The following is a 19,477-nucleotide window of genomic DNA, read 5'->3' as shown; positions in this document are numbered from 1 at the left end:
GAATTTTTAGAAAGCGTTTTTTGAAAAAATCTCAGAAAACTTACAGAAAAAAGCTTTTGAACAATTTTTATTTTGAGAGATGATCGATTCGATCTTTGTTAGCACCTAGGGCGCGTTCATATTTACCAGTTTGATTAGGTTCAAAATAATTTTTGCCGACCAATTTATCTGGTAAGTACTGTTGTTTAACCCATTTTTCAGGATAGTTGTGAGGGTATTTGTAGCCTTGGGCGTTTCCGAGCTCTTTACTACCGGCGTAGTGTCCATCACGCAAATGACGTGGAATGGGCAGTGTGCCATTTTTGTGAAGATTGGCGATAGCTTTATCAATAGCTTCGTAGGCTGAATTTGATTTTGGTGAGAGTGCAAGGTCAATCACGACATTAGCAATCAAGATACGTGCTTCAGGAAAGCCGATTTTTTGCGCAGCATCAAGGGCTGTAACGGTATGAATCTGAGCGTCAGGGTTAGCAAGACCGATGTCTTCATAGGCGATTACAGTGAGTCTTCGAGCAAGACTTGGTAAATCACCAGCTTCAATCAAACGAGCGGCATAGTGAAGACTGGCATTGACGTCAGAACCACGGATGGATTTTTGAAGAGCTGAGAGGACATCGTAATGTCCATCGCCATCCTTGTCCATTGTGATGTAGCTACGTTGCAAACTATTTTCTACGGTATCAAGACTGATGTGGCGAAGACCTTTATCATCTGGTTTAGTTGACATGACTGCTAGGTCAAGTGAATTAAAGGCTGAACGAAGGTCCCCGTTGGTTGCTGTTGCGATAAAGTCGATAGCACCATCATCGATAGAAACATCAAAATCAAACCCACGTTCTTTGTCAGACAATGCTGTTTGTAAAGCGAATTTGATATCGTCCGTTGATAGAGGTTCTAGTTCGAAAATTTGTACTCTTGAGCGAATGGCTGGAGTAACTGAGAAAAATGGATTTTCAGTGGTTGCTCCAATCATGATAATATTACCATTTTCAAGCAAAGGTAATAGAAAGTCTTGTTTCGTTTTATCTAGGCGATGAATTTCATCGAGTAGTAACACTAAACCACCAGAGAATTTTGCTTCATCAGCAATTTCTTGTAGGCGTTTTTTGCTATCGGTTGTCGCGTTGAACGTACGAAAGGCGTACTTGGTTGTTCCTGCGATAGCACTAGCAATTGAGGTCTTTCCGATTCCAGGAGGACCGTAAAGAATCATGGATGAAAGCATATTAGCTTCTACCATGCGGCGAATGATTTTTCCTTCGCCTACCAGATGCTTTTGTCCAATGACTTGATCGATATTTTTAGGACGCATCCGTAAAGCGAGATTATTTGGCATGTATTTCCTCCAAGTAATAACTGTACATGAGGTCGTCGACGTAAGTACCGTTTAGATAGAATTGATTTTTAAGGGTAGCTTCGAGAGTGAAGCCGATATTTTCATAGAATGAACAGGCTCTTTCATTTGATGAGAGTACATGAATGACAATTTTTTTATAATTATCAGCTTTAGCCATGGCAAAGAAAGATCGGATAAGAGAATGCCCGATACCCTGACCTTGTGTATCTTTGTCGACTGCGACAATGAAGGTTACCACGTGATGTGCGCTAGGGAAAGGATAGTAGGCATGATAATCAAGAACACCCAAAATAATCCCATTTTCTTCAGCAACGAGATAGTGGGAATGATTCTGGAAAGCTTGAATGATTTTATGTTTATTTGCGGCTGGTAAGCTAGCTGGTGTATTAAAGTTATCCCATGTTCGATTCTCCAATGCAACAACTTGGTCAATGTCCTCTAGCTTCATTGGTCGTATTTGCATGTCATTTCCCCTTAAGTATGATAAAATAATTGTAACACAAAAGAAGATTGGAAGAAATTTTTAATGGCTAAATTTGGCTTTTTATCAGTATTAGAAGAAGAATTAGACAAGCACTTCACGTTTGATTATGCAATTGATTGGAACAAAAAAAATCATGCTGTTGAAGTGACTTTTATTTTGGAAGCACAAAACCAATCAGCTGTTGAAACAGTTGATGATCAAGGTGAAGTTAGCAGCGAAGATATTGTCTTTGAAGACTATGTGCTATTTTACAACCAAGCAAAATCTAAAGTAAATGAAGAGGATTACTTGGTTACTATTCCTTTTGATGCTAAAAAAGGTTTTTCACGCGAATTCTTAGCTTATTTTGCTGAAACTTTAAATGATGTAGCAACTAAAGGGCTTGATGATTTGATGGATTTCCTAGCAGACGAAAATGCTACAGACTTTGCCCTCGAATGGGACGCTGAAAGCTTTGAAAAAGGAAAAGCAGAATTGAAAGAAACAGAATTCTTTGCTTATCCGAGGTATTAAGGTGGCAAAAAGAGGTAAAAATATAAACATGTTTCTGATGGATGGTGAAGTCACTGGTAAGATCAAGTGTACTTTATCCAATTGGACAGGTGTAATTTATAAGATTCCTAGAATTCAATTAGGTGATTTAAAATCAAGACCTGAACTGAAACAAAGTGGTGTTTATTTTTTGTTTGGTCGTGATGATGCTAATCAGCAAGATACAGTTTATATTGGTCAAGCAACAAGCCGAAAGAACGGTGAAGGTGTTTTACTACGTGTTCAAGAGCATACTAGGGATAATCATGCTGATTATTTCAATGATGTTATCGTATTAACAACACAAAATAATTCGTTTGGTCCGACTGAAATCAGTTACTTAGAAAATAGATTCACTCAGTTAGCAAATGAGGCGAATCGTTTTGTTGTTCGAAATGGCAATGAACCAAACTCTGGTAATGTAACTGAGGAGAAACAATCTGAATTGGATGAAGTTGTTGAGAATACAAAGACAATAATTGGAGCTCTTGGTTATCGGTTGTTTGTCCCAAGGATTAATGGTAACTATTCTGGTGATGAAGAGCCAGTAGAGGCTGCAACTGTTCTTACTCTCAAGCGTAGAGTTAAACGTTCAAATCGTGAAATTATTGCAACTTGCCGACAGACAGCAGAGGGGTTTGTTGTTCTTGAAGGTAGTATGATAGTGGATACAGATGGAACTGCAATTCCAGAATCTATTCGTGAATTACGACAGGAGTTGCAGAAAAAAGGAATTATCAAGGATGGCATCCTTAAGGAAAGTCAGTTTTTCAATAGCCCATCCTATGCAGCATCATTTGTCTTAGGAATGAACACTAATGGACGTACTGATTGGAAAGATTCAAATGGTCACACTCTAAAAGAATTAGAAGAGAGTATGTAATAGTTTTTTGTGTTTGAATATGAAAAAACTATAGTTACTATAAGTTGATTACAAAAACAAAGAAAGGAAAAAAGGATAAGTGTTCAGTTTTGAACACGGCCGGAAAACTCGGGAAAAAGATAAGCTTGACTAGTGTCTGCCGACACGTCATCAAGTTTCCTAATTTTTCAGTCGTTTTCTGGCCGTCCTTTGTATCAGAATTTATGGACAAGTGGAAAGAGTTAACTGTTGAGGTTTTACGTGATGCAGAAGAAGCTGCATCCAATATTTTGATTGAATTAGGTAGTCAAGGTGTGGCTATTGATGATAGTGCGGACTATCTTGGACATGTGGGCAAATATGGCGAAGTTTTCCCAGAAATCAAACAGGTAGAGACTGTTAAAATTACAGCTTACTACCCAGAACACATCGATATTGGAGCTGTCGAAAAAGAAGTGGCCAAACGTTTGGCCGAATTGACAAATTTTGGAGTTGATGCTGGTGATGTTCACTACGCAACGCAAGAATTAGCGGAGCAAGATTGGGCAGAAAACTGGAAAAAATATTATGAACCAACTCGTATCAGTCACGATTTAACAATTGTGCCTAGCTGGACAGATTACGAAGCTAGTGAAGGTGAAAAAACAATTCGTCTTGACCCTGGTATGGCATTTGGTACAGGTACTCACCCAACAACAAAAATGAGTCTTTTTACCCTCGAACAAGTGCTTCGTGGTGGTGAAACAGTGATTGATGTGGGTACTGGTTCTGGTGTGCTTTCAATTGCAAGTTCACTTCTTGGTGCAAAAGACATTTATGCTTATGACCTTGATGAAGTGGCTGTGCGCGTGGCACAAGAAAATATTGACTTGAATGCTAACACTGAAAACATCCACGTGGCTACTGGTAACCTTTTGCAAGGTGTTGATGTTAAAGCTGACGTTATTGTGGCAAATATCCTTGCTGATATTTTGGTTAACATGACCGAAGATGCTTATCGTCTTGTGAAAGATGAAGGTTACCTTATTATGTCAGGTATTATTTCTGATAAATGGGAAATGGTTCGTAAATCAGCTGAAGATGCTGGATTCTTCCTTGAAACACACATGGTTCAAGGAGAATGGAATGCATGTGTCTTCAAAAAAACAGATGATATTTCAGGTGTAATTGGAGGGTAAATGCAACAATATTTTGTAGCAGGACAAGCTCAAGACGTCGTTACTATCACAGATAAGGATACGATTAAACACATGTTTAACGTTATGCGTTTGACAGAGGATGAAGAAGTCGTTCTTGTTTTTGATGATCATGTAAAACGTTTGGCAAAAGTTATTGATAGTGTTGAACATCGTTTTGAGATTATTGAAGAACTGGATAGCAATGTTGAAATGCCAGTTGAAGTGACAATTGCTGCGGGGTTCCCAAAAGGTGATAAATTGGAATTCCTTGCCCAAAAGGGAACGGAACTTGGCATGGCAAATCTTTGGGCTTTTCCAGCAGATTGGTCAGTAGTTAAATGGGATGGCAAAAAGTTAGCTAAAAAAGCAGATAAATTGGTGAAAATTGTGCTTGGTGCTGCTGAGCAAAGCAAGCGTAATGTGTTTCCTCAAGTGACTCTTTTTGATAAAAAAGCTGCTTTTATGACTGAACTTCAGCAGTTTGATAGGATTTTCATTGCCTATGAAGAATCAGCTAAGGAGGGGGAAACAGCTGTTTTAGCGCGTGAATTGTCACAAGTTAAAGCAGGAGAGAAAATTCTCTTTATCTTTGGCCCAGAAGGTGGCATTTCTCCAGATGAGATTACTGCATTTGAAGAAAACGGTGGCTTAAAAGTTGGTTTAGGTCCTCGTATCATGCGTGCAGAAACGGCTCCTTTGTACGCATTATCAAGTGTTAGTTATGCTTTGGAATTATTAAAGTAAAAGGCTGAGACAAAAGTGCTCAGCTTCTTTTTTATATTTTTTGATTGACAGCGCTTTAAAAAATTCTTATGCTAGAGGTAAGAATTTTCAAAGTAAGGGTAAAAAAGATGGCAACGATAAAGGATGTAGCCAGGATTGCTGGAGTATCTGCTTCAACAGCATCGAGGGCATTACATGATAGTGACATGATTAGCGAAGCAACAAAAGAGCGAGTTAGGCGTGCGATGGAAGAACTGGATTATTCGCCAAATTATTCTGCGCAAAATTTGGTTAATCGTACAACTAATACCATTGGGATTGTTCTACCTGTCCGAGAAAGTCAAGATTCTCTTGGAAATAACCCCTTTTTTATGCAAATCATTCAGGGAATTTCAAGTGTGTGTAGTGAGAATGATTACATGGTTAACTTGGCAAGTGGACGTACAGATGATGAATTGCGCAAAAATTGTCAGGCATTGATACGCAGTGGCAATATTAGCAAATTCATCTTTTTGTATTCTCGAAAAGATGATCCTGTATTTGATTTTGTTAAAAAGCAGAAAAAGGTTTCTTGTGTTGTTGTTGGAAGTTCCTATGAAAAAAAGACTCAGAAATCAGTTCAGTTTGTGGATAATGATAACTATCAGGCAGGGCGAGATGTTGCTGACTTTATGTTAAAAAAAGGGTATGAGCATTTGGTATTTGCCTATACTGACATGAATGAATTGGTGCAGACAGAGCGCTATCAAGGTTGTAGCGACTATTTAAAAGAACATCAAAAAGAAGGTTTGTCCCTTTCTTTTTCAAGGGTCAAAGAAGAGGAAAATATTCTTAAGTTGCAAACTTTTTTAGCTAATCACCCTAAAACACAAGCTTTTATTGCTTGTGACGACATTATGGCTATTCGTCTGCAACGTTTGTTCAAGAATAGCCGTTTGCATAAAAATTATGCGGTCATCAGCTTTAATAATTCTTTGATTACTGAGATTGCAAATCCTGCATTGACGTCAGTAGATATTTTTCCTTATCAGTTAGGTGAAAAAGCTGCGCAGCTGTTACTAGAAAAAAGCAAAAAATCGAAAGTTCAAAAAGTGATTATTCCGCATAAAATTATCGAAAGAGAATCAACAAAAATTGATGAACTCTAATGCTTGATAACACTAGAAAAGAACGGGGCAAAGCTCAGATTTTCTAAAGGAAAATTTCTCCTTTGTTCTTTTTGTTTTTTAAAATTTTTTTCGAAAACGCTTTACAAAATAAAAATACGTGCTATAATAAAATCATCAAAACAACGCAAACGTTTGCGTAAAATTAAAATAATGCTCAAACCTAAAACTTTAATAAATCAAGTAATATAAGTGGCATTCTTGCTTGATCATTAAAGCAAATGGTTTCCTGCAGAAAGGTTTAAGGAGTTGTTTCATGAAGAAGGCATTTAAAAAATTGACCAGCTTCGAATTTTGGCAAAAATTCGGTAAATGCTTGATGGTTGTTATTGCTGTTATGCCAGCAGCAGGGTTGATGGTTAGTATTGGTAACTCACTTCCACTAATCAATGCAGATTCAGCTATTCTTGCTACAGTTGGTAATGTTATTGCACAAATTGGTTGGGGGATTATTAACAACCTTCACATCTTGTTCGCTCTTGCTATTGGTGGTAGCTGGGCAAAAGAACGTGCTGGTGGTGCATTTGCCGCTGGTATCGCATTTATTCTTATCAACTTGATCACTGGTCACGTTTACGGTGTATCACTTGATATGATTGCTGATAGTAAAAGTGTTGTTCACAATGTTCTCGGTGGCAAGATGCTTGTCTCTGACTACTTTGTCAATGTGCTTGGTCAACCAGCGCTTAACATGGGTGTCTTTGTAGGTATTATCTCAGGTTTTGTTGGGGCAACAGCTTACAATAAATACTATAACTACCGCAAATTGCCTGATGTTCTTTCATTCTTCAATGGTAAACGTTTCGTACCATTCGTTGTTATCTATCGTTCAGTTCTTGTTGGTTTGTTTATGGCACTTGTTTGGCCAATCATCCAATCAGGAATTAATGGATTTGGTATGTGGATCGCATCATCACAAAACTCAGCTCCATTCTTGGCACCATTCTTGTATGGTACTTTGGAACGTTTGCTTCTTCCATTTGGTCTTCACCACATGATTACTATCCCAATGAATTACACTTCACTTGGTGGTACTTATGAAATCTTGACTGGTGCTCAAAAAGGTACTGAAGTCTTCGGTCAAGACCCACTTTGGTTGGCTTGGGTAACAGACCTTATCAATCTTAAAGGTTCAAATGCTTCAGCTTACCATGATCTTATGACAAATGTGACACCAGCCCGCTTTAAAGTTGGACAAATGATTGGTGCAACTGGTACTCTTATGGGACTTAGTCTTGCTATGTACCGTAACGTTGATCCTGATAAGAAGAAAAAATATACTGCTATGTTTATTTCAACAGCAGCAGCTACATTCTTGACAGGTGTTACAGAACCAATCGAATACATGTTTATGTTTGTTGCAATGCCACTTTACGTTGTATACGCAGTTGTTCAAGGGGTGACATTTGCTTTAGCTGATTTAGTTAACCTTCGTCTCCATTCATTTGGTAATATCGAACTTTTGACACGTACACCAATGGCTCTTAAAGCAGGTCTTGGTGGTGACTTAATTAACTTTGTTATTTGCTGTATCTTATCAGGTGTTGTGATGTACTTCATCGCAGACTTCATGATTAAGAAATTTAACTTTGCTACTCCAGGTCGTAACGGTAATTACGACGATATGGATGATGACGCTGCTGCATCAACAACTGGTGCGACAGTATCTGCAAATTCTCAAATCGTTCAAATCATTAATCTCCTTGGTGGACGCGATAACATTGAAGATGTTGATGCTTGTATGACACGACTTCGTGTAACCGTCAAAGATGTCGCACGAGTTGGTGATGAAGAAACTTGGAAAAAAGCAGGTGCTATGGGTCTTATCATCAAAGGCTCAGGTGTTCAAGCTGTTTATGGACCAAAAGCAGATATCTTGAAATCTGATATCCAAGACCTTCTTGAATCAGGCGCTGAAATTCCAACAATTGATTTAGCAGAAGTTAAAGGAAATGATGCTACAAAAGTTTCATATAAAGGTGTGACAGAAGAAGTTCTTTCTGTTGCTGATGGTGAAGTTAAACCTATCACTGAAGTGAAAGATCCAGTCTTCTCAGCTAAAATGATGGGTGATGGATTTGCTGTTGAACCTGAAAATGGTAATGTCTACGCACCAGTTTCAGGTATTGTGACAAGCGTCTTCCCTACAAAACATGCCTTTGGATTGTTGACAGATAGCGGTCTTGAAGTTCTTGTTCACATTGGACTTGATACAGTTGCTCTTAACGGTGTGCCGTTCTCTGTTAAGGTAACAGAAGGTCAACGTGTTCAAGCAGGTGATCTTTTGGTGGTAGCTGATTTGGCAGCTATCAGTTCAGCAGGACGTGAAACAACAATTATCGTTGCCTTCACAAATACAGCAGAAATTAAAGCAGTCAATTTAACACAAACAGGAAACGTCTCTGCTAAAACCCCTGTTGCAAAAGTAGAACTTTAAGCATATATTACTATTAGTGATATAGAGATTTAGGTTAAAACTAAATAGAAGGGGGTCCGAGGTAGGCATCTCGGACTCTCCTTTAACTTGAAGGGAAGAGATATGGCAAAATTTTTAACACTTAATACGCATTCTTGGTTAGAGGCAAATTCGTTAAAAAAATTATTCGATTTAGCTGAAACGATTTATAGTGAAAATTATGACATTATTTGCCTTCAAGAAATCAACCAAGATATTCGTGGGTTAGTAACTAAAGAAGTTGAAGGGTATGAAAAATTACCTGGAAGTCCTGAATTACACCGTGATAATTACGCTCTTCAATTGGTTAACTATCTTAAAAGTCAAGGAAGACATTATTACTGGTCTTGGGCTTATAACCATATTGGTTATGATAAATATAATGAAGGTGTCGTTATTCTATCTAAAAATCCAATCAAAGTTCACGACATCTTAGTATCCGAAGTGGATGATGAACATGATTATCATACGAGACGTGTCTTAGTGGCTGAGACAGAAGTTGATGGCAAGCCAATTACGGTGGTGAGCCTTCACATGTCTTGGTTTGGGAAGGGATTTGAAAGTGAATGGCAAAAGTTGGAGTCAGCTTTGCTTAACTATCCAAAACCTTTGGTATTAATGGGAGACTTTAATAATCCTACTGACACTGCTGGTTATGATATGATTTTGAAGAGCCCGCTTCATTTACAAGATAGCCATAAAGTGGCTCAAAACATTCAAGGTGATCATACTATTATTGAAGATATTGATGGCTGGGAAGGCAATAAACAGTCACTCAAGGTTGATCACGTTTTTACAAGTAAAGAAATTGAGATTCAATCCTCAACCGTTGTCTTTGATGGCGGTGAATCTCCAATCGTCAGTGACCATTTTGGTCTTGCTGTCGACCTTAACTACTAATTAATTCTACCTCCTAATTATTTGTTTGTTTTTTAAAGCGCCCTTGTCCTGGGGCGCTTTTGATGTGTGAAAAAAACACCTTGGTAAAAGGCGTTTTAAAATATAAACAAATCTAAGATTAGTTATTTACTATAATTTGATTTTAGAAATATTGCGAGCTTTGCTCTCGATAGAGTGATACTTTCCACCGTGGTGAAAGTGGCTGAAATAATGATAAATCAGCCACCGGGAAGTTTTGAGACTTTAGGCTCAAAACTTAGGCATGGAATTTCGAAGGAATTCGCTGCCGACCATACCACCTAAGGGAAGTATCAGAAAAAAGATTTTGTTATATATTTTTATTCCACAATTGGGCTTTTTAGGTAAGCGTCAACAAGGCGTTCTGTTGCTTGGACAGAGTCGATGTGTGTGCGTTCGTATGAGTGGCTTGATTCGATGCCTGCGCCAAAGAGGGCGTGTTTGACTTCGGCACCTGCACGAAGGGCAGCAGAGGCATCACTACCATAGTATGGGTAGATGTCCAATTTGTATGGGATTTTATTTTCTTCAGATAGGGCAACAAGGTGTTGGCGGAGTTCGTAGTTATAAGGTCCAGAACCGTCTTTGACACAGATTGAAACGCTGTATTCATCTGTTTGTTGGTCGTCACCCATAGCCCCCATGTCAACTGAAAGGTATTCGACTGTTGCAGCTGGAATGCTTGAGTTAGCACCGTGACCGAGTTCTTCGAAAGCTGAGAAGTAGAAGTGAGTTGTGTATGGCAAAGTGATATTTTGAGCTTTGTATTCTTTGAGCAATTCAATGAGAATGGCTGCTGATACTTTGTCATCCAAGTGACGTGATTTGATGAAACCTGATTCGGTAACAACCACGCGTGGATCAAATGAGATAAAGTCCCCAACTTCGATACCAAGGGCGCGTGTTTCTTTTTCGTTGGTCACTTTTTCGTCCAGACGAACTTCCATGTTAGCTTGATTGCGTTCAGCAGTTCCAGCATCTTTGTAGACATGAACAGAAGTTTGGTGCATAAGGATTGTACCACTAATTTTTTTACCATTTTTGGCAACGTGGATGGTACAATTTTCACCTTCGATAGCGTTGTAGACAAAGCCACCGATAAGGTCCATTTTAAGGCGACCGTCTGGTTTGACAGCTCGCACCATAGCACCAAGGGTATCAAGGTGAGCTGTGACCACGCGGTGTTTGCTGTCGTCTTTACCAGTGACAGTGACCATAACGCCACCTTTATTTGTGCGGACAGGAGCGTAGCCGAAACTTTCAAGCTCAGCAATCACATAATTTATGATGTGGCTTGTGTATCCAGTAGGTGAAGGGATATTTGCAAGTTTTGTAATGTAATCAACTGTTGTTTTCATTGTCTCTCCAATACAATCTAGTCATTTGTCGGACATTTCCGACAGTCTAATGTCATTATAACATTTATTTGCGACTTTGTTTCTGACGAAGAAAAAAAGTCATTTTGACTGAGGCGTAAGTTTTTGAAAATGGTCTACGATAACTTCTGCCAGACGTTCAATGTCTGAGCTAGTGCCGCGGAGCTCAAAGTCTCCAAGCATGGGAAATCCAAAGCGGTTGGCGTATTGTTTGGCTGTTAAGCAGTACTGTTCATTGAAATTGCGGTTGCCTGAGCCGATAATACCAAAACAATGTTTGTAGTTATCGTGAGCAGCGATAAAATCTCCTAGCGGATTGGTTAAGATTTCGACATCACCTGAGTCAACGCCATTGCCACCTTCTAGGTAGGTCGGCAGAATTGCCACAAAAGGTGAAGTAACGGGAAATGTTTCGTGGTTAAGATCCTTGATATTGATGGCTTTACTAGAGAGTTGATAATGGTTCTGAAGATATTCTCCTAAACGTTTCACAAAGTTCTGGACATTGCCACTTAAGCTAATGTAGACGATGGTTAGTGTTTTTTCTGTCATAAGACCTCTCATATGAATTGTATTTTTAGCCAATTTACCATATTGAAAATAGATAAACAAGCAATTAGCTTGGAGAAATTAGTTGGATTTCAAATGTGATTTTTTTAAAAAGTTTGTTCTTTTAAAATAAAAGACTAGACTTATTAAAATACCTGTGATATACTTTTGGTAAAGATGTTGGGGAGTGAAAACATCTTTAGCTAATATTTATATTCAAAAAGGGAGAATGCCCATGTCAAAAGCATTAATTATTTGTGTTGCTGGAATGTCATCATCACTTATGGCTCAAAAAACAACAGAATTCTTCAAAAATCAAGGTAAAGACATTACTGTTGAAGCGATTAGCTCTAACGAAGGTGAGCGCGTGATTACGGATGCTACTTATGATGTGTATCTTGTTAGCCCGCAAGCAACTATGTACTACAACCAATTTGCGACTGCTGGTGAAAAATCAGGACGACCAGTCGTTAAAGTGCCACCACAAGCTTATGTTCCAATTCCAATGGGAGTTGAAAAAATGGCTAACTTAATTTTAGAAAGCATTTAATGAGGGATTGCAAGATATGACAGAAGAAGAATTACAATTAGCCGCTTTTGAGATTATTTTACACAGTGGAACAGCTAGAACTTACGTTCATGAAGCGTTTGATGCCATGAAAGAAAGTAAATTTGAAGTGGTGGAAGAAAAATTAGCTGCTGCTGACGAAGAATTATTACAGGCTCACCATGCTCAAACAGATTTGTTGCAGAAATATGCAAGCGGTACCGAAATTAAAATTGAAATTATCATGGTACATGCCCAAGATCATTTGATGACAACAATGACTTTGAAAGAAGTTGCTATCGAGATGATGGGAATGTATCAAAGATTTGCACTTAAATAACTGAAATTAGATGAGCGAGTGACAAACTCGCTCTTTTTATCATCATCAAAAACTCCCTTCCTTGGTTGGAGGAAGGGAGCTTTTTGTTTGAATTAATAAAAGGATAGAAGTTTTGATTACCGAGGATGGGTGATAATCATAAATATTAATTTTAATTGGAGGATTGAAATATAGGATTAGGAGGGATTAATCGGTAAAACCATTATCGATAGTGACTTGTTTGAACCATTCACCTGATTTTTTAATGGTTTTGATTTGAGTGTGGATGTTATTTGAGATGAATCCGTAGCGGTTACGGTAAGCATTCATCCAAGACCAGCAGTCAATTGGTGTCCAAAGATGGTAACCAAAGCAATTTGAACCTTCTTGGATACCACGGTGAAGGCAAGCAAGGTGTTCTTTGATGAAATCAATGCGGTAGTCGTCTTGGACTTGACCGTTTTCATCCATGAAGCGTTCCTCGCGAGAGACTCCCATACCATTTTCAGAGACGAACCAAGGAATATTATTGTAGTTGTCGCGGATGTTAATGGCGATATCATAAATAGCTTCTGGGTAAATTTCCCAGCCTTTATCAATATTCATGCGACGTCCTGGCATATGGTATTCGTCATAATAACGATTTGGCATCCAAGCTCCGACAGAATTTGGTGCGATGTCTGGTGCTTTTACACGATTTGGGTGATAGAAGTTAACACCTAAGAAATCAATGGTATTTTCTTTAAGAATTTGAGCATCTTCAGGTTCTGTTTGCCAGATGACACCATCTTTTTTGAGAACTTCTTCAAGTTCTTCTGGGAAATGTCCATTGATAGCCGGTTCAAGGAACATTTTGTTATTCCAAAGTTCAGCAAAGTGTGCAGCAGCTTGGTCTTCTTTAGAATCAGAAGCAGCATAAGTTGGTGTTAAGTTTAAAACTGTACCAATGCGACCACCGTCTTTGTCTAAGCCAAGTTCTCTGAATTTAGCGATGGCTTTTGCGGATGCGATATTCAAGTTGTAAGCGACTTGGACAGCTTTTTTACCATCAACTAATTTTGGATAGTGGAATTGATATAGGTATTCACCGTCGACAACGACCATTGGTTCGTTATGAGTGGTCCAATCTTTAACACGGTCACCGAAAGCCTTGAAAGCTTGTTCAGCAAAACCAACATAAAGGTCAACCACATGACGTGACTCCCAACCACCATATTTATGATAAAGTTCGACTGGTAAGTCGAAGTGGTGTAGGTTCATGATTGGACGAATACCATTTTCGATAAAGCAATCAATGACTTTATTGTAGAAGTCTACTGCATCTTGGTTGACAGTGTTTTTTTCAAGGTCATCGATCAAACGTGTCCATTGAATAGAAGTACGGACACTATTTAAACCGACTTTTTTCATTAGAGCAATATCTTCTTTATAACTATTGTAGAAGTTAGAGGCTGTGTCTGGTCCAACTTGGTTGTAAAAAGCTTCAGGTTCAATTTCATACCAATAATCAAACATATTAGCATGTTTCTTATTGAAACGTCCTTCACTTTGAGGTCCAGATGTCGCAGCTCCCCACCAGAAATCTTCTGGAAAAGTGTAAGTTGCCATAGGATTCTCCTTAATAAGTTTTGGTTTTACAAGTACAATTATACACTTTTAAAATTAAAAGACAATATTTTTATATAAAAAGACTAGACTTTTATGAAAAATAAGTTATAATGATAATGTAAAAACAAATAAATGGAAAGAGGAGTGTTTATGAACAAGTTTCTAGATGCTATCAGTGACAAACTTTTGCCTTTGGCAAACAAGCTCGCTTCAAATCGTTATTTATCGATTTTGCGTGATGCCTTTATGCTTGCCTTCCCCTTGACCATGTTTGGGTCAATTGTCGTGGTTATTTGTAACCTTCCTTTTTTAAACGATGGCACGAAAGCGCTTTTAAACGACCTGCTTGGTAGTGGTCAAAGTGCTACCATGTCGATTATGACAGTCTTCGTTACTTTTGGTATTGGTTATTACCTTTCTAAATCTTACGATGTTGAAGGAATTTTCGGGGGTGCTATTTCATTTGCAAGTTTCCTTATTTTGACACCGTTTTTCACAACAAGTGATGGTGGCGAAAAAGTTTCAAGTGTTTTGAGTCTTGATCGCCTTGGTGCAAAAGGAATGTTTCTTGGGATGATTGTTGCTTTTCTTGCTGCTGAAATTTACAGTCGCACGAGCAAAAAAGGATGGCAAATTAAAATGCCTGACAGTGTACCGCCTGCAGTTGCTAAGTCTTTTGCAGCTTTGATTCCAGCTATTTTGACCCTATCTGTCTTTACAGCGATTAATGCTGTTGTGACAGTTGGTTTCAAAACAAATCTTCACGATGTGATTTATAACGTTATTCAAGTTCCGCTTGTTGGTCTTGGAAGTAGTATCTGGGCAACTTTGGTTGCAATCTTCTTTATTCAATTCCTATGGTTCTTTGGTCTTCACGGTCAAATTCTTGTAAATTCAGTCATGGACCCTGTTTGGAATACTTTGATGTTTGAAAACTTGGAAGCTTACAAGGCAGGTGAACACCTTCCTCATATTATTTCAAAACCATTCATGGAAACATTTACTGTTGGTCTTGGTGGTTCAGGAATGACGCTTGCAGTTGTTATTATCATGGCCTTTATCATGAAGAAAAAACAATATCGTGATGTTGGTCGTTTGGCACTTGGGGCTGGTATCTTTAACGTTAATGAGCCTGTTATCTTTGGGTTGCCAATCGTTTTGAATGCTACAATTCTTATTCCATGGGTCATCTCACCAATTATTGTCACAGCCCTTAACTACTTTGTGATGTCAATTGGTCTTGTTCCTGCACCAACAGGGGTTTCAGTTCCTTGGACTGTTCCAGTCTTCTTTAGTGGAATGATTGCGACAAACTCACTTGCTGGTGGACTTCTTCAAATTGTTGACTGCTTGATTGTTGGCTGTATTTGGTTACCATTCTTGCATATGCTGGACAAACAACCTGACTCTGCGCTATAATATGACTATAGTTTAAAAATATTAGTCTATACAAGTAGAGTGGGAGCGATCTATGTCAAAATATGAAGAGATTGCAGGGATTATTCGAGCTAGAATTTCAGATGGAACGTATCCGATTGATTCCATGTTGCCGATTCAGTCTGATTTGGCAAAGGAATTTGGCGTTAGTCGAATGACGGTGAAAAAAGCTATTGAGATGTTAACCATCGAAGGTTTGGTCATTTCAAAACAAGGAAATGGCACCAAGGTTTTGAATTCCTCATTTTGGGACAAAGAGGATTCAAAATTTCGATTGAACAACTACAATGGTTTAAGTAACGATTTGAAGGATGACCCTCGACAATTAACGAGTCAAATTATTGAGTTTACGGTTGAATTTCCCAATGCGGAAATTGCAGAACGTCTTCAGGTAGATCAGACAACACCAGTTTATAAAATTATTCGTTTACGTCTCCTAGATGGTAAGCCATATGCGCTTGAGCATACTTACATGGCTTGCGATTTAGTTCCAGGTCTGGATGATAGTATTTTATTAGCATCCGTTTATGATTACCTTTGGAATACTTTGGAACTTAAATTTGCTGGGTCTTATCGTCATATTACGGCTGAAAAGCCTGACCACTATGACAAAGATTACCTTACTTGCAAGGATGATGACCCGATTTTGCAAGTTGAGCAAGTGGTTTATTTGGAAAATGGTAGACCGATTGAGTATTCACGTACGCGAAATCGTTATGATGTCCGCGGGTATTCATTGCTAGATGTTAAAAATAGTTAAGAGTCGATAGGGTAACGGTTAAGTCTGGAGAAAAGTCTCCAGGCTTAACTGCTGAACGGGGAAATCCCCCGAAAGAAAGGATAAATTATGGCAGAACCATTATTTTTAAAAGCGCAAATGCACGATAAAATTTGGGGTGGAACTAAGCTTCGTGATGAGTTTGGTTACGATATTCCAACAGAAACGACTGGTGAATACTGGGCAATCTCAGCTCATCCAAATGGTGTGTCGATTGTGGATAATGGGACTTATAAAGGACAAGGCTTAGATAAACTTTATCGTGAGCACAAAGAGCTTTTTGGCAATCCAAAATCAGAAGTCTTTCCATTGTTAACTAAAATTTTGGATGCCAACGATTGGCTTAGTGTCCAAGTTCACCCAGATGATGCTTACGCTCTTGAGCATGAAGGAGAACTTGGGAAAACAGAATGCTGGTATGTCATTGCTGCGGATGAAGATTCTGAGATTATCTATGGTCATAACGCTAAGTCAAAAGAAGAACTTCGTCAGATGATTGAGTCAGGTGACTGGGATGACTTGTTGACAAAAGTTCCAGTTAAAGCTGGTGATTTCTTCTACGTACCAAGTGGCACAATGCATGCCATTGGTAAAGGCATTTTGATTTTGGAAACACAGCAATCAAGTGATACAACTTATCGTGTCTACGATTTTGACCGTCGAGATGCTGCTGGAAATCTTCGTGATCTTCATATCAAACAATCCATCGATGTCTTGACCATTGGTGAGCCAGCTAACAGCACCCCTGTGACTATAGGTGTGGATAACTTGACTTCAAGCCTTTTGGTGTCAAATGAATTCTTTGCGGTTTATAAATGGGTGGTGTCTGGTGAGGTTGCTTTTAGTCAAACAGCTCCATATCTTTTGGTTAGTGTTTTGTCTGGTCAAGGTAGTCTGACGGTGGATAACTGTGTTTATAATGTCAAAAAGGGAGATCATTTCATTCTTCCCAATGACGTTAAAACATGGAAGTTTGATGGTAATCTAGAAATTATCGCTAGTCATCCAAATGAAAAATAATAAGTAAGTATAAATAAAAAGAAATCCGATATTTTCGGATTTCTTTTTATTTTTCAACTTCAAGGTCATACAAACGCCCAGCTTTTTCATAGTGTGTGAAGCGCGTGAGTTGATTTTTTTCATTAACGAAGACAACACGCGGTTTATGCGTTTTAGCTTCTTCTGGCGTAAGGTCAGCGTATGACATGATGATAACGTGGTCGCCAACGTTAACGAGTTTTGCTGCTGCACCATTTAGGCAAATTTCGCCTTTACCAGGTTCGCCAGCGATGATGTAAGTTTCTAAGCGGCTACCTGTTTCGACATCAGCAATTTGAACTTTTTCGTATTCTACCATTCCAGCTGTTTCAAATAATTCTGGGTCAACGGTGATACTTCCAACATAATCCACTTCAGCACCTGTAACCACAGCGCGGTGGATTTTTGATTTTAGCATTTGAATGTGCATGATTTTTCTCCCTTACTCGTAGATGTGATTGTCAATCAAGCGTATCTTGCCAATGTAAACTGCAATGGCATTGAGAACAGGACGTTCAATTTCGCTGACAGGTTCAAGCGTCTTCCAGTCGACAAATTCTACATAATCGATTTTGGCCAAAGGTTCTTTTTCGATGAAAGTTGTCATGGCTTCTTTTAATTTGTTAGTGTCTTTTTCACCGTCATTAATCATTTTTTCAGCGAGTGCCAAACTTTGTGAGAGAACTAGCGCAGCTTTTCGTTCATCAGCTGAGAGATAAGTATTACGAGAACTTTTAGCCAGACCATCAGCCTCACGGACAATTGGACAGCCAACGATTTCAAGGTTGAAGTTTAAATCTTCAACCATGTGTTTGATAACAGCGAGTTGCTGCGCATCTTTTTGACCAAAGTAAGCTTTATTTGGCTCAACGATGTTGAAGAGTTTTCCAACAACGGTACAAACACCACGGAAATGAATAGGACGTGTTTTTCCGCAAAGACCTTTTGTCAATGTTGACATGTCAATGAAACTTGAAAAAGTAGGAGAGTACATGTCACTTGGTTCCGGATTAAAAATCAGGCTAGCACCAGCTGCTTCACAGAGTTTAGCATCTTGCTCCAAATCACGTGGGTAGCTTTCAAGATCTTCAGTCGGAGCAAATTGAATTGGATTGACAAAAACGCTGACAACAACGTGGTCGTTTTCGGCAACAGCTTTGTCAATCAAGCTCTTATGTCCTTCGTGTAGGTAACCCATGGTAGGAACAAGTCCAATAGTTTTTCCCTCTGCTTTCCAAGCTTGAACAGCTTTTCGAACGTCTTCAACGGTGTGAACGATTTTCATGTAATGTCATGCCTCTTTTCTAATTAATAGAGCTTTTCAATAATACTGTCATCAATATGATATTCATTATCAGGTGTTGGGAATTTCTGAGCGTTAACATCTTCGATATAGCTTTTGACAGCGTCGGAGATGAGCTCGCCGATGTTGGCATAGCGTTTGACGAATTTTGGTGTGAAATCAGAGAATAGCCCCAACAAATCAGCGTAAACTAACACTTGCCCGTCAGTTTGATTGCCAGCGCCAATCCCAATGGTTGGAATATCTAGCTGTTTGGTTACAAGTTGGGCGAGTTTAGCTGGGATAGCTTCAAGAACCACGGCAAAAGCACCAGCTTCTTGAACAGCTTTGGCATCTTCTAGAAGTTGTTTGGCAGCAGCTTCGGTTTTGGCTTGAACTTTGAAACCGCCGAAGGCATTGATATGTTGTGGGGTTAAACCAAGGTGAGCACAAACTGGAATCCCAGCCTCCACCATTGCCTTGATTTGTGGACAGACACTTTTACCACCTTCTAATTTGACAGCTTGGCAATGAGTCTCCTTCATCAAGCGTCCAGCATTTTCTACAGCTTTTTCAACTGATACTTGATAAGACATAAAAGGCATATCAACGATAACTAGAGCGTTTTTAGCCCCTCTGCAGACCGCTTTGCCATGATGAATCATATCTTCCATGGTTACTGAAATAGTGTCATCGTAGCCTAGCATGACGTTGCCAAGAGAATCACCAACAAGAATGCTGTTGACACCAGTGCTATCGATTAACTTTGCTGTTGAGTAGTCGTAGGCGGTTAACATGGTTAACTTTTTACCGTCTGCTTTAGCTTTTTGAAAGCTCAATACGGTATTTTTCATGAGAGTCTCCTTTCA

Annotated in this window: 20 protein-coding genes; 12 read left to right on the top strand and 8 right to left on the bottom strand. The window is 38.9% G+C overall.

What is annotated here, in order from left to right:
- Positions 1-67 precede the first annotated feature (67 nt).
- The gene (locus tag B4D49_RS05970; RefSeq protein WP_286783522.1) at positions 68-1,336 is read right to left on the bottom strand and encodes a replication-associated recombination protein A; all 1,269 of its coding nucleotides are present in this window, start codon (positions 1,334-1,336) and stop codon (positions 68-70) included.
- Positions 1,326-1,820 carry a GNAT family N-acetyltransferase gene (locus tag B4D49_RS05965; RefSeq protein WP_132869250.1) on the bottom strand — a complete coding sequence of 165 codons (495 nt, stop codon included), beginning with the start codon at positions 1,818-1,820 and terminating at the stop codon, positions 1,326-1,328. Before B4D49_RS05965 ends, B4D49_RS05970 begins: the two co-directional genes overlap by 11 nt.
- A 63-nt stretch (positions 1,821-1,883) precedes the next feature.
- Between B4D49_RS05965 and B4D49_RS05960 the strand changes: the two genes are divergently transcribed.
- The 7 genes from B4D49_RS05960 (at position 1,884) to B4D49_RS05930 (ending at position 9,656) form a co-directional block, all read left to right on the top strand.
- Positions 1,884-2,354 carry a DUF3013 family protein gene (locus tag B4D49_RS05960; RefSeq protein ID WP_132869249.1) on the top strand — a complete coding sequence of 157 codons (471 nt, stop codon included), beginning with the start codon at positions 1,884-1,886 and terminating at the stop codon, positions 2,352-2,354.
- A 28-nt stretch (positions 2,355-2,382) separates the two neighbouring features.
- Entirely contained in the window at positions 2,383-3,255 is an 873-nt protein-coding gene (locus tag B4D49_RS05955; protein WP_286783521.1) for a GIY-YIG nuclease family protein, read from the top strand.
- Positions 3,256-3,458: 203 nt separating this feature from the next.
- Positions 3,459-4,412, top strand: coding sequence for a 50S ribosomal protein L11 methyltransferase (gene prmA, locus B4D49_RS05950; RefSeq protein ID WP_286783520.1), 954 nt, complete (start codon positions 3,459-3,461; stop codon positions 4,410-4,412).
- A complete protein-coding gene (locus B4D49_RS05945; protein WP_286783519.1) occupies positions 4,413-5,156 on the top strand; it encodes a 16S rRNA (uracil(1498)-N(3))-methyltransferase in 744 nt (247 codons plus the stop codon).
- 107 nt (positions 5,157-5,263) lie between these two features.
- Entirely contained in the window at positions 5,264-6,283 is a 1,020-nt protein-coding gene (locus B4D49_RS05940) for a LacI family DNA-binding transcriptional regulator (protein ID WP_286783518.1), read from the top strand.
- Between the two features lie 274 nt (positions 6,284-6,557).
- Complete coding sequence (locus B4D49_RS05935; RefSeq protein ID WP_286783517.1) at positions 6,558-8,738, top strand: PTS transporter subunit IIBC; 2,181 nt, start codon at positions 6,558-6,560, stop codon at positions 8,736-8,738.
- A 102-nt stretch (positions 8,739-8,840) separates the two neighbouring features.
- Positions 8,841-9,656 carry an endonuclease/exonuclease/phosphatase family protein gene (locus B4D49_RS05930; protein WP_199544658.1) on the top strand — a complete coding sequence of 272 codons (816 nt, stop codon included), beginning with the start codon at positions 8,841-8,843 and terminating at the stop codon, positions 9,654-9,656.
- A 338-nt stretch (positions 9,657-9,994) separates the two neighbouring features.
- On the opposite strand, the gene B4D49_RS05925 is transcribed toward B4D49_RS05930, so the two are convergent.
- Both B4D49_RS05925 and nrdI read right to left on the bottom strand, forming a co-directional pair.
- Entirely contained in the window at positions 9,995-11,032 is a 1,038-nt protein-coding gene (locus tag B4D49_RS05925; protein ID WP_199544657.1) for a M42 family metallopeptidase, read from the bottom strand.
- A 99-nt stretch (positions 11,033-11,131) separates the two neighbouring features.
- Positions 11,132-11,602, bottom strand: coding sequence for a class Ib ribonucleoside-diphosphate reductase assembly flavoprotein NrdI (gene nrdI / locus B4D49_RS05920; protein WP_286783583.1), 471 nt, complete (start codon positions 11,600-11,602; stop codon positions 11,132-11,134).
- Between the two features lie 232 nt (positions 11,603-11,834).
- Between nrdI and B4D49_RS05915 the strand changes: the two genes are divergently transcribed.
- Both B4D49_RS05915 and B4D49_RS05910 read left to right on the top strand, forming a co-directional pair.
- Entirely contained in the window at positions 11,835-12,149 is a 315-nt protein-coding gene (locus B4D49_RS05915; RefSeq protein ID WP_132868993.1) for a PTS cellobiose transporter subunit IIB, read from the top strand.
- Positions 12,150-12,165: 16 nt separating this feature from the next.
- Positions 12,166-12,486 carry a PTS cellobiose transporter subunit IIA gene (locus B4D49_RS05910; RefSeq protein ID WP_014334244.1) on the top strand — a complete coding sequence of 107 codons (321 nt, stop codon included), beginning with the start codon at positions 12,166-12,168 and terminating at the stop codon, positions 12,484-12,486.
- A 186-nt stretch (positions 12,487-12,672) separates the two neighbouring features.
- Here B4D49_RS05910 and B4D49_RS05905 read toward each other — a convergent pair whose 3' ends face one another.
- Positions 12,673-14,073 carry a glycoside hydrolase family 1 protein gene (locus B4D49_RS05905; protein WP_132868995.1) on the bottom strand — a complete coding sequence of 467 codons (1,401 nt, stop codon included), beginning with the start codon at positions 14,071-14,073 and terminating at the stop codon, positions 12,673-12,675.
- Positions 14,074-14,223: 150 nt separating this feature from the next.
- Here B4D49_RS05905 and celB point away from each other — a divergent pair, with 150 nt between their 5' ends.
- The 3 genes from celB to manA all read left to right on the top strand — a co-directional run bounded on the left by celB (position 14,224) and on the right by manA (position 17,308).
- Positions 14,224-15,492 carry a PTS cellobiose transporter subunit IIC gene (gene celB, locus B4D49_RS05900; protein WP_074564909.1) on the top strand — a complete coding sequence of 423 codons (1,269 nt, stop codon included), beginning with the start codon at positions 14,224-14,226 and terminating at the stop codon, positions 15,490-15,492.
- Between the two features lie 52 nt (positions 15,493-15,544).
- On the top strand, positions 15,545-16,270 hold the full coding sequence (locus B4D49_RS05895; RefSeq protein WP_132868996.1) for a GntR family transcriptional regulator: 726 nt from the start codon (positions 15,545-15,547) through the stop codon (positions 16,268-16,270).
- 87 nt (positions 16,271-16,357) lie between these two features.
- Complete coding sequence (manA, locus tag B4D49_RS05890) at positions 16,358-17,308, top strand: mannose-6-phosphate isomerase, class I (RefSeq protein WP_132868997.1); 951 nt, start codon at positions 16,358-16,360, stop codon at positions 17,306-17,308.
- Between the two features lie 46 nt (positions 17,309-17,354).
- On the opposite strand, the gene panD is transcribed toward manA, so the two are convergent.
- From panD to panB, 3 genes are read right to left on the bottom strand one after another with little or no spacing between them, the layout of a single operon-like run.
- Positions 17,355-17,756 (bottom strand): aspartate 1-decarboxylase, encoded by a 402-nt coding sequence (panD, locus tag B4D49_RS05885; protein WP_132868998.1) that lies wholly within the window; start codon positions 17,754-17,756, stop codon positions 17,355-17,357.
- A 12-nt stretch (positions 17,757-17,768) separates the two neighbouring features.
- Positions 17,769-18,611: a pantoate--beta-alanine ligase gene (panC, locus tag B4D49_RS05880; protein ID WP_286783516.1), complete on the bottom strand. Its 843-nt coding sequence runs from the start codon at positions 18,609-18,611 to the stop codon at positions 17,769-17,771.
- Positions 18,612-18,634: 23 nt separating this feature from the next.
- Positions 18,635-19,462, bottom strand: a complete 828-nt coding sequence (panB, locus tag B4D49_RS05875) for a 3-methyl-2-oxobutanoate hydroxymethyltransferase (protein WP_039697482.1) — start codon at positions 19,460-19,462, stop codon at positions 18,635-18,637.
- Positions 19,463-19,477: the final 15 nt, after the last annotated feature.

The sequence above is a fragment of the Streptococcus sp. UBA4344 genome, assembly GCF_002393675.1.
Classification (GTDB): domain Bacteria; phylum Bacillota; class Bacilli; order Lactobacillales; family Streptococcaceae; genus Streptococcus; species Streptococcus vicugnae.
The sequence above is the reverse complement of the archived record's forward strand: the minus strand, read 5'-3'. Positions and strand labels throughout refer to the sequence as shown.

What these genes read in the sequence shown, in the direction of transcription:
- B4D49_RS05970 (WP_286783522.1), bottom strand. Translation starts at nt 1,336, where the DNA reads ATGCCAAATAATCTCGCTTTACGGATGCGTCCTAAAAATATCGATCAA.
- B4D49_RS05965 (WP_132869250.1), bottom strand. Translation starts at nt 1,820, where the DNA reads ATGCAAATACGACCAATGAAGCTAGAGGACATTGACCAAGTTGTTGCA.
- B4D49_RS05960 (WP_132869249.1), top strand. Translation starts at nt 1,884, where the DNA reads ATGGCTAAATTTGGCTTTTTATCAGTATTAGAAGAAGAATTAGACAAG.
- B4D49_RS05955 (WP_286783521.1), top strand. Translation starts at nt 2,383, where the DNA reads ATGTTTCTGATGGATGGTGAAGTCACTGGTAAGATCAAGTGTACTTTA.
- prmA (WP_286783520.1), top strand. Translation starts at nt 3,459, where the DNA reads ATGGACAAGTGGAAAGAGTTAACTGTTGAGGTTTTACGTGATGCAGAA.
- B4D49_RS05945 (WP_286783519.1), top strand. Translation starts at nt 4,413, where the DNA reads ATGCAACAATATTTTGTAGCAGGACAAGCTCAAGACGTCGTTACTATC.
- B4D49_RS05940 (WP_286783518.1), top strand. Translation starts at nt 5,264, where the DNA reads ATGGCAACGATAAAGGATGTAGCCAGGATTGCTGGAGTATCTGCTTCA.
- B4D49_RS05935 (WP_286783517.1), top strand. Translation starts at nt 6,558, where the DNA reads ATGAAGAAGGCATTTAAAAAATTGACCAGCTTCGAATTTTGGCAAAAA.
- B4D49_RS05930 (WP_199544658.1), top strand. Translation starts at nt 8,841, where the DNA reads ATGGCAAAATTTTTAACACTTAATACGCATTCTTGGTTAGAGGCAAAT.
- B4D49_RS05925 (WP_199544657.1), bottom strand. Translation starts at nt 11,032, where the DNA reads ATGAAAACAACAGTTGATTACATTACAAAACTTGCAAATATCCCTTCA.
- nrdI (WP_286783583.1), bottom strand. Translation starts at nt 11,602, where the DNA reads ATGACAGAAAAAACACTAACCATCGTCTACATTAGCTTAAGTGGCAAT.
- B4D49_RS05915 (WP_132868993.1), top strand. Translation starts at nt 11,835, where the DNA reads ATGTCAAAAGCATTAATTATTTGTGTTGCTGGAATGTCATCATCACTT.
- B4D49_RS05910 (WP_014334244.1), top strand. Translation starts at nt 12,166, where the DNA reads ATGACAGAAGAAGAATTACAATTAGCCGCTTTTGAGATTATTTTACAC.
- B4D49_RS05905 (WP_132868995.1), bottom strand. Translation starts at nt 14,073, where the DNA reads ATGGCAACTTACACTTTTCCAGAAGATTTCTGGTGGGGAGCTGCGACA.
- celB (WP_074564909.1), top strand. Translation starts at nt 14,224, where the DNA reads ATGAACAAGTTTCTAGATGCTATCAGTGACAAACTTTTGCCTTTGGCA.
- B4D49_RS05895 (WP_132868996.1), top strand. Translation starts at nt 15,545, where the DNA reads ATGTCAAAATATGAAGAGATTGCAGGGATTATTCGAGCTAGAATTTCA.
- manA (WP_132868997.1), top strand. Translation starts at nt 16,358, where the DNA reads ATGGCAGAACCATTATTTTTAAAAGCGCAAATGCACGATAAAATTTGG.
- panD (WP_132868998.1), bottom strand. Translation starts at nt 17,756, where the DNA reads ATGCACATTCAAATGCTAAAATCAAAAATCCACCGCGCTGTGGTTACA.
- panC (WP_286783516.1), bottom strand. Translation starts at nt 18,611, where the DNA reads ATGAAAATCGTTCACACCGTTGAAGACGTTCGAAAAGCTGTTCAAGCT.
- panB (WP_039697482.1), bottom strand. Translation starts at nt 19,462, where the DNA reads ATGAAAAATACCGTATTGAGCTTTCAAAAAGCTAAAGCAGACGGTAAA.